Source organism: Nonomuraea antri (assembly GCF_013283785.1).
Taxonomy (GTDB): Bacteria; Actinomycetota; Actinomycetes; order Streptosporangiales; family Streptosporangiaceae; genus Nonomuraea; species Nonomuraea antri.
The window spans coordinates 20,949-27,716 of record NZ_JABCPZ010000148.1 but is presented as its reverse complement, the minus strand read 5'-3'; the positions used below and the strand labels follow the sequence as shown (position 1 = coordinate 27,716).

10 protein-coding genes are annotated in these 6,768 nt (G+C 71.0%); 9 read left to right on the top strand and 1 reads right to left on the bottom strand.

Annotation, left to right across the window (positions count from 1 at the left end):
* From HII36_RS57110 to HII36_RS36060, 6 genes are all read left to right on the top strand, one after another.
* The coding region (locus tag HII36_RS57110) for an Asp23/Gls24 family envelope stress response protein (RefSeq protein WP_236004219.1) at nt 1–459 on the top strand (459 nt) is incomplete at its 5' end.
* Nucleotides 456–644: a hypothetical protein gene (locus HII36_RS36080; protein WP_173527802.1), complete on the top strand. Its 189-nt coding sequence runs from the start codon at nt 456–458 to the stop codon at nt 642–644. The genes HII36_RS57110 and HII36_RS36080, both read left to right, overlap by 4 nt.
* Complete coding sequence (locus tag HII36_RS36075; RefSeq protein ID WP_173527801.1) at nt 641–1,072, top strand: Asp23/Gls24 family envelope stress response protein; 432 nt, start codon at nt 641–643, stop codon at nt 1,070–1,072. The genes HII36_RS36080 and HII36_RS36075 overlap by 4 nt, the downstream gene beginning before the upstream one ends.
* Entirely contained in the window at nt 1,035–1,673 is a 639-nt protein-coding gene (locus HII36_RS36070; RefSeq protein ID WP_173527800.1) for a DUF6286 domain-containing protein, read from the top strand. Before HII36_RS36075 ends, HII36_RS36070 begins: the two co-directional genes overlap by 38 nt.
* Nucleotides 1,670–2,251 (top strand): Asp23/Gls24 family envelope stress response protein, encoded by a 582-nt coding sequence (locus HII36_RS36065; protein WP_173527799.1) that lies wholly within the window; start codon nt 1,670–1,672, stop codon nt 2,249–2,251. The genes HII36_RS36070 and HII36_RS36065 overlap by 4 nt, the downstream gene beginning before the upstream one ends.
* 16 nt (nt 2,252–2,267) lie before the next feature.
* Nucleotides 2,268–2,627, top strand: a complete 360-nt coding sequence (locus HII36_RS36060; protein ID WP_173527798.1) for an antibiotic biosynthesis monooxygenase family protein — start codon at nt 2,268–2,270, stop codon at nt 2,625–2,627.
* A 50-nt stretch (nt 2,628–2,677) separates the two neighbouring features.
* Here HII36_RS36060 and HII36_RS36055 read toward each other — a convergent pair whose 3' ends face one another.
* Nucleotides 2,678–3,274, bottom strand: a complete 597-nt coding sequence (locus tag HII36_RS36055) for an HD domain-containing protein (RefSeq protein ID WP_328808041.1) — start codon at nt 3,272–3,274, stop codon at nt 2,678–2,680.
* A gap of 180 nt (nt 3,275–3,454) precedes the next feature.
* Between HII36_RS36055 and HII36_RS36050 the strand changes: the two genes are divergently transcribed.
* The 3 genes from HII36_RS36050 to HII36_RS36040 all read left to right on the top strand — a co-directional run bounded on the left by HII36_RS36050 (nt 3,455) and on the right by HII36_RS36040 (nt 6,765).
* Nucleotides 3,455–5,083 (top strand): heparinase II/III domain-containing protein, encoded by a 1,629-nt coding sequence (locus HII36_RS36050; protein ID WP_328808040.1) that lies wholly within the window; start codon nt 3,455–3,457, stop codon nt 5,081–5,083.
* Nucleotides 5,084–5,277: 194 nt separating this feature from the next.
* Entirely contained in the window at nt 5,278–5,661 is a 384-nt protein-coding gene (locus HII36_RS36045; protein ID WP_173527796.1) for a hypothetical protein, read from the top strand.
* Nucleotides 5,662–5,679: 18 nt separating this feature from the next.
* On the top strand, nt 5,680–6,765 hold the full coding sequence (locus tag HII36_RS36040) for a hypothetical protein (protein ID WP_173527795.1): 1,086 nt from the start codon (nt 5,680–5,682) through the stop codon (nt 6,763–6,765).
* Nucleotides 6,766–6,768: the final 3 nt, after the last annotated feature.

The following is a 6,768-nucleotide window of genomic DNA, read 5'->3' as shown; positions in this document are numbered from 1 at the left end:
CCACCCCCTGGCAGGCCCGCCCAGGACCAGCCTGCGCAGGGCCCACCCGTGCAGGACCAGCCCGTGCAGGACCAGCCCGCGCAGGACCAGCCCGCCGGGACCGCGTCGGCCCTGCGCCCGGCCGGCGCGCACGAGGCGGGTCAGCACGCGGCGGGGCAGCACGAGGCGGGGAGACACGAGGCGGGGCAGGTGGACGCCAGGAGCATCGCGGACCGGGCGCGGGCCTGCCAGGGGGTGGCCGGGCTGTCCGGCGGCCCGTTCGGCACGGTGGCCACCTATCTCCCCGGCGAACGGCTGAACGGCGTGTCCGTGGACGACGGGACGATCGAGATCGCCATCGTCGCCACCCTGGACCGGCCGCTGCCGGAAACGGCCGACGGAGTGCGGCAGGCCGTCCACGGCCTGGCGGGCGGCCGTTCGGTGAACGTACGCATCGACGACGTGGTGGAGAGATCATGAACAACGTTCCATGGCTGCCGGTGATCGGCATGGCCGTCGGCATCGCGCTCGGCATGGCCGGGGCCTTCGGCGGGCTCGGCGCGTTCCTGCTCGTGCTCGTGCTCGGCGCGCTCGGCTTCCTGGTCGGGCGCATCGCGGAGAGCGGTGAGATCAACCTCGCGAACCTCTCGGCGAGGCGGAGATGACCACCGTCGCCTCCGGCCCGCGGGCGGGGGCGGGCGCCGTGACGGTGCCCGAGCAGCGGCGTCCGCCCCAGGCGGCGCCGGAGCGGCGCGGCAACACCGCCATCGCCGACCGGGTGGCGATGAAGATCGCGTGCTGCGCCGCCAGGGAGATCCCCGAGGTGCGGGAGGTCCACCTGGGCGGGCTGCCGTGGTCGCGCTCGTCCAGCGCCGAGGTCCGCGGCGACCGGGTCACGATCAACCTGAACCTGAGCATGGTGTACCCGTCGCCGCTGCGCGCCGTCGCGGCGAGGCTGCGGGAGCACGTGTCGAACCGCGTCCACGAGCAGACCGGGCTGCACGTCGACCGCGTGGACCTGACCCTGACGGACCTGGACGTGGAGGGAAGCCGGCATGACGGATCAGCACGCGAGCACGCCTTCCGCAGGTGAGGCGGGCGCGCACCGGGCCGAGGAGACCACCGGCCCGCCGGTGAACCGCGCCGCCGACCGGGCGGCGCTGCGCGCGTTCCGCCCGCACCGCTCGATTCCCGCGAGCATCGTGGCCATCGTGCTCACGCTGCTCAGCCTGCTGATCGCGGCGGAGACGATCTCGGCGCTGATCGGGCGTCCGCTGCGCTGGCTGCCGTACGACGGGATGCTCGCCGGCGCCTCGTCGACGCCGTGGTCGCACCCGCTGGCGCTGCTCGGCGCCGGGCTGGTGACGTTGATCGGGCTGGCCCTGCTGCTCATCGCGCTGATCCCGGGACGTCCGCGGCTGGTGCCGGTCAGGACCGGCGATCCCGAGCTGGTCATCGGGTTGCGGCAGAAGAGCTTCGCCAGGGCGCTGGCGCACGCGGCCGAGGAGGTGCCCGGCGTGCATCACGCCCAGGCCTCGATCCGCGGCCGTACGGTCGCCGTCACGCCCTTCACCTCGGGCTGGGATCCCGACGCGTTCGGCTCGGCCGTCCACGACGCGGTGCTGACCAGGCTGGCGGCGCTGAACCCGGTGGAGCCCTACCGGGTGGCGGTCAACGTGAAGGAGCGCAAGTGAGCAGGAAGACCGGACGCGGCAACCGGTGGGGGCTGGCCCTGGTCGGCCTGATCCTGACGCTGCTCGGCGCGCTCGCGCTGGCCCGCGGGCTCGGCGCGATCCCCGCGGCCCCGGCGGGCACGCCCATGGCGGACGGCGGCCTGCGCTCGTTCTTCGCCAGGACCAGCCCGTGGATCTGGTGGGCGGTGGCCCTGGTCTCGATCGTGGTCGCGTTGCTGGCGTTGCGCTGGCTGTTCGCCCAGGGACGCAGGGACACGCGGGGCTCGCTGCGGCTGGAGAGCGGTCCCGGCGGGGTCACCGAGGTGTCGGCGGGCGGGATGGCGCACGCGGTGGCCGCCGACCTGGAGTCGAACCCGGCCGTGCTGAGCGCCAGCGCCGACCTGGCGGGCACGCGCCGGCGTCCCGCCGTCCGGCTGCGGGTGGTGGCCGACGAGCGCGCCCCGATGGACGAACTGGCCGACCACCTGGCCAGAGTGGCGATCCCGCACATGCGCGAGGCGCTGGAGGTCGATCACGTGCCCGCGGTGGCCCGCGTTAGCCTGGAGCCCTCACCTGCGCCACAACGGGTCGTGCAGTAACGAAGGGGTCGCCGACGTGTCCGTCGTCAAGATCAATGTGTTGACCGTGCCCGCCGACATGCGCGAAGAGCTCGAACGCCGCTTCACCGGACGGGCCGGGATGGTGGAGAACTCCGACGGCTTCGAGTGGTTCGAGCTGCTCAGGCCGGTCGACGGCACCGACAACTACCTGGTCTACACCCGCTGGCGCAGCGAGCAGGACTTCCTGAACTGGCAGCAGGGCCAGGCGTTCCAGCGCGGCCACGCGCAGGCGTCGGGACAGGCGTCAGGTCAGGGCGGCGGGAGCGGTCACGGGCACGGGCAGGGCCCCGCGGCGACGGGCTCGGACCTGTGGTCGTTCGAGGTCGTGCAGAGCGCGGGGCGGCCCGGCGCCTGACCCGGCGGGCTCAGGCGTCCGGCGGGCTCAGGCGTCCGTGGGACTCGGCGTCAGGCGTCCAGCGGGTTGACGGCGATGCGGTCGGCGATGCCGTTCGCCACGAACCGCGCCGCGATGCTCGACGGCTTGCGCGCGCCCTGCTCGGAGATGCAGACCGTGAACTCCTTGGCGATCTCCAGGCGGGGGTGGCGCTCCAGCACCTCGCGGCGCACGCCGGCGGGGATCTCGTCGGTGCGGCGCCCGGAGATGTCCATGCCGGTCGACAGTTCGAGCAGGTGACCCTCGGGGTCGTCGGCCACCGGGACCTCGTCCCACATGTGCCTGATGATGACCTCGGCCGCCCGCGTCCTGCGCTCCGGCGACCAGCCCGCGCCCGCGCAGAACGCCCAGGCCACGTGCCCGCCCGCCTCCTCGTACGGCACGGTGTGGCTGTCGAACTCGGCGGCCAGCCCGACGTCGTGCAGCATGGACGCCACGTACAGCAGCTCCGCGTCGAACGCGATGCCCTCCTGCTGGGCGTAGGCCGCCGCCCACAGGTAGGCGCGGATGGAGTGGTTGAGCAGCGAGGGCGTGTGGTAGCGGGTGGCCACCTCCAGGGCGCCGCGGCAGGCGGGGGTGTCCGGGATCACGATGTCGTCGTATCTCACAGTCACCAGCATCTCGCCACCCGCCCGCCGGCCGCGAGCCGGGGTGCTCCGGAGGTTCTTCCAGGGCGCGGGAACCGAAGGCGCATCGGGCGGCTAACGAATGACGCACTCAACTTGACCAGTTGATCGCGATTCGGACAGCATGTTCCACCCCCATCTTTCGGCCCGGAAGGAACTGGCGTGCGCCGGCTTGCGATCCCCCTTGCTCTCGTGCTCGCTCTCGGCGGGACGGTGAGCCCAGCGCAAGCAGAACCGGTCAAACGCACCGCGCAGTGCCAGGGCGACTGGCTGCCGGGCACGCCCACCGCCGACGACGTCATGCGGGGCGAGATCTCCCTGGTCGGCCTGCCCGCCGTCAAGCTCGGCAAGAAGATCAACTGGTCGCAGAGCCCGTACGGCAACCGTTCGTGGGAGTTCGTCTTCCAGTCGCTGCGCTGGATGGGGGCGCTGGTGGTGGCCTACGAGAACAGCGGCGAGCAGCGGTACCTGGATCGTGCCACCGAGATCGCCAAGGACTGGGCCGCGAACAACAAGCCGGGCGCGCGCGGCACCAGGTCGTATGTGTGGAAGGACCACCCGACGTCGCTGCGCACGCAGCCGCTGCTGTGCCTGAGCATGCACGTCAATGACGGCTGGCTGAAGGACTCGCTGGCCGACCACGCGCGCCTGCTGTCCGACGCCCGCCTGTACAAGAAGGGCCACAACCACGGCATCGACCAGGACATCGCGCTGATGGGCATCGGCTGCAGGTTCGGCAGGAAGGACTGGTCCGACCTGGCCGCCAAGCGCCTGACCGGCACGGTGAAGCTGGACGTCGACTCCCAGGGCGCGCTCATGGAGCAGGCGCCGCGCTACGCCGTCTATGTCTACGGCAGGCTCCAGGTCGCGATGACCAACATGAAGGCGTGCGACCGCAAGGTGCCCGGCGACGTGGCCGAGCGCGCCGAGATGCTCAAGGACTTCATCGCGCACTCCACCATGCCCAACGGCTTCATGGTGCCGCTCGGCGACGGCAGCGCGGAGACCGAGCCCAAGATGGAGACCGGCACGCCGGACAAGAAGGTCAAGGTGTACAAGGCCGGGTACGTGTTCGGCCGCACCGACTGGGGCAAGCCGGACTCGGCGTACTACTCGCTCAGGTTCGGCCCCGGCATGAAGTTCCACGGCCACGAGGACCACCTGGGCGTGACCTACTACGCGCAGGGCCGCGACATCCTGGTCGACGCGGGCTTCCACTCCTACGAGAAGAGCACCTACCGCTACTGGACGCTGTCCCACGAGGCGCACAACGTGCCGACCGTGGTGGGCGAGCGGTTCCGGCCGCGCACGTACAGCAGGCTGACCGACTCGGAGTACGGCAAGGACCGGCAGGCGTTCCGGCTGACCGACAAGGCGTACGGCGTGAGCCGCACCCGGTCGGTGCTGGTGAACCACGGTAAGGACTTCATGGCCGTGCTCGACACCGCGTCCGGCGGCAAGAAGGTGAAGAACCTGTGGCGTTTCGCCCCGTCGCTCAACGTCGTCTCGAACGACGGCGGCCGGGTGGTGCTGAGCGACGGCAAGTTCAAGGTCACGCTGGTGCAGTTCGCCTCGTGCAAGTCGGTCGGCGGGCAGAAGGTGGAGCGCGGGGGGAAGCTGGGCTGGATGTCGCCCACGTACCTGGCCAAGGAACGCACGAACGTGGTGGTCTCGCCGGCGGCGAAGTCGCTGCTGACGGTGATCGTGCCGGGCGAGGAGTCGCCCAAGGTGTCGTGCTCGGGCGGCAAGGTCAAGGTCGACGGCGAAACCCTGCCCGCCGCTCTGCTCTGAGGCATTTCGGCCAGACCACTATTTGACGACGCACCGGCGAACATCAATGCGCCGGTGCGTCTTCTTTTCACAATCCCCAGCCGGAAGCTCAACACAGCATTTACGGCAGATCAAGTCTTGTTTTACTATCCCGGCACTTCAAGAATCACCGAGGAGATCAACAGGTAACCATTACCGGAGGCAACTTGCCTGTCATGAGAAGGGCCATATGCGCGGCCTTGCTGGCCGTACCCCTGGCGCTGATCCCCTCCTCGGCGTACGCCAGCGACGGCTGGGCCTACGCCGATTACACGGGCGCGAGCGCCTATTTCAACGACACCTACAACAACGGCCACCTGGAATCGGTGCGGACGTGGGACGACGCCCCCGACGGATACGGAGTGCGCTCCCAGTCGTGGAAAAACGGGTACCTCTACGGGACCTACACCTATACCGGCGGAGCCGGCACTTCCCGGCTGGACCTCATCGACGCCTATGAAGGCGAGAGCGTCACGATCCAGGTCTGCAGCCGCGACAAACTCTCCAACGGCACGGTGCGCATCTTCAGTTGCGGCTATCCCCCATCCTTCATCGCCTGACGACAGGAGCGGCACACGATGAACTCCTCTGCCTTGCGCGGCTCCGTCGTCGTCATCGCCTCGGCCCTGGCCGTCGCCGTCATCGCGGGCGGCGCGTTCCTGCTCACCAGGACGGCCGGCGCGCCCGCGACCGGCCGGGCCGACACCGTCCTCGCCAGGGCCGCGGTGTTCGCCGACCCCGTGCCGCTGGCGCAGGCGGCGCCCGCCGCGTTCCGGACGGTCCCGGCCACCCTGCCCGACGGCCGGGCGTTCTCGCCCCAGGCCTTCCTGGACGACGACACCATCCTGGTCACCACCGAGTCGTCGTTCGAGAAGACCGACGCGTTCCTCGCCTACGACCTGGCCGACGGCCGGGTCAGGAAGATCGCCGAGGTGCACACGCCGGGGACGGCGACGATCTTCGCCGCCGACATCACCGCGGGACACGGCCACATCGCCTGGTGGACCGCGCGCCGGGCGGCGGGCGCGGAGATCGTCGAGGTCTGGACGGTGCCCGCGACCGGCGGCGAGCCCGCGCTGCGCGGGGCCGTTTCTGTCACCAACCGGATGGAACGCCGGGTGACCGGGCTGTCGCTCACTCCCGACACGCTCGCGTTCTCGGTCGGCAACGCGGGCGTCTTCCAGGCCCCGCTGGCCACCGGCCAGGCGCGGACGGTGCCGGGCACCGCGGGTCAGCACGTCCTGTCCTGGCCGTGGATCGGCAGCCCCGGGCTGCTGCGGCACGACGCCGCGGCCTTCCAGAAGCTGCGTAACGTCCAGACCGGCGAGGTACGCGACGCCGCCGACGGCTACGCCTGCGGCCTGAACAGGTGCGTGCCGGAGAAGGGCGGCCAGGTGACCGCGCGCAATGGCACCCCTGACCGGGTCCTGCCGTTCGAGGCGGTCGGCAAGCGGCTGTTCCGCGACAGGTTCGCCTTCGGCACCGACAGGACGCTCGGCCTGCTCATGGCCGACCTCGACACCGGCCGGGTGCTGGACCTGGGCGTCCGGCCCGATGCCAAGGGCACGCTGTTCGCCAGCGACCCCAAGCCGGACGGGCGCATGCTCACCTACCGGATCAAGGCGGGCGAGCAGATCGTCATCGACCTGGCCGCCATCCGCTGACCC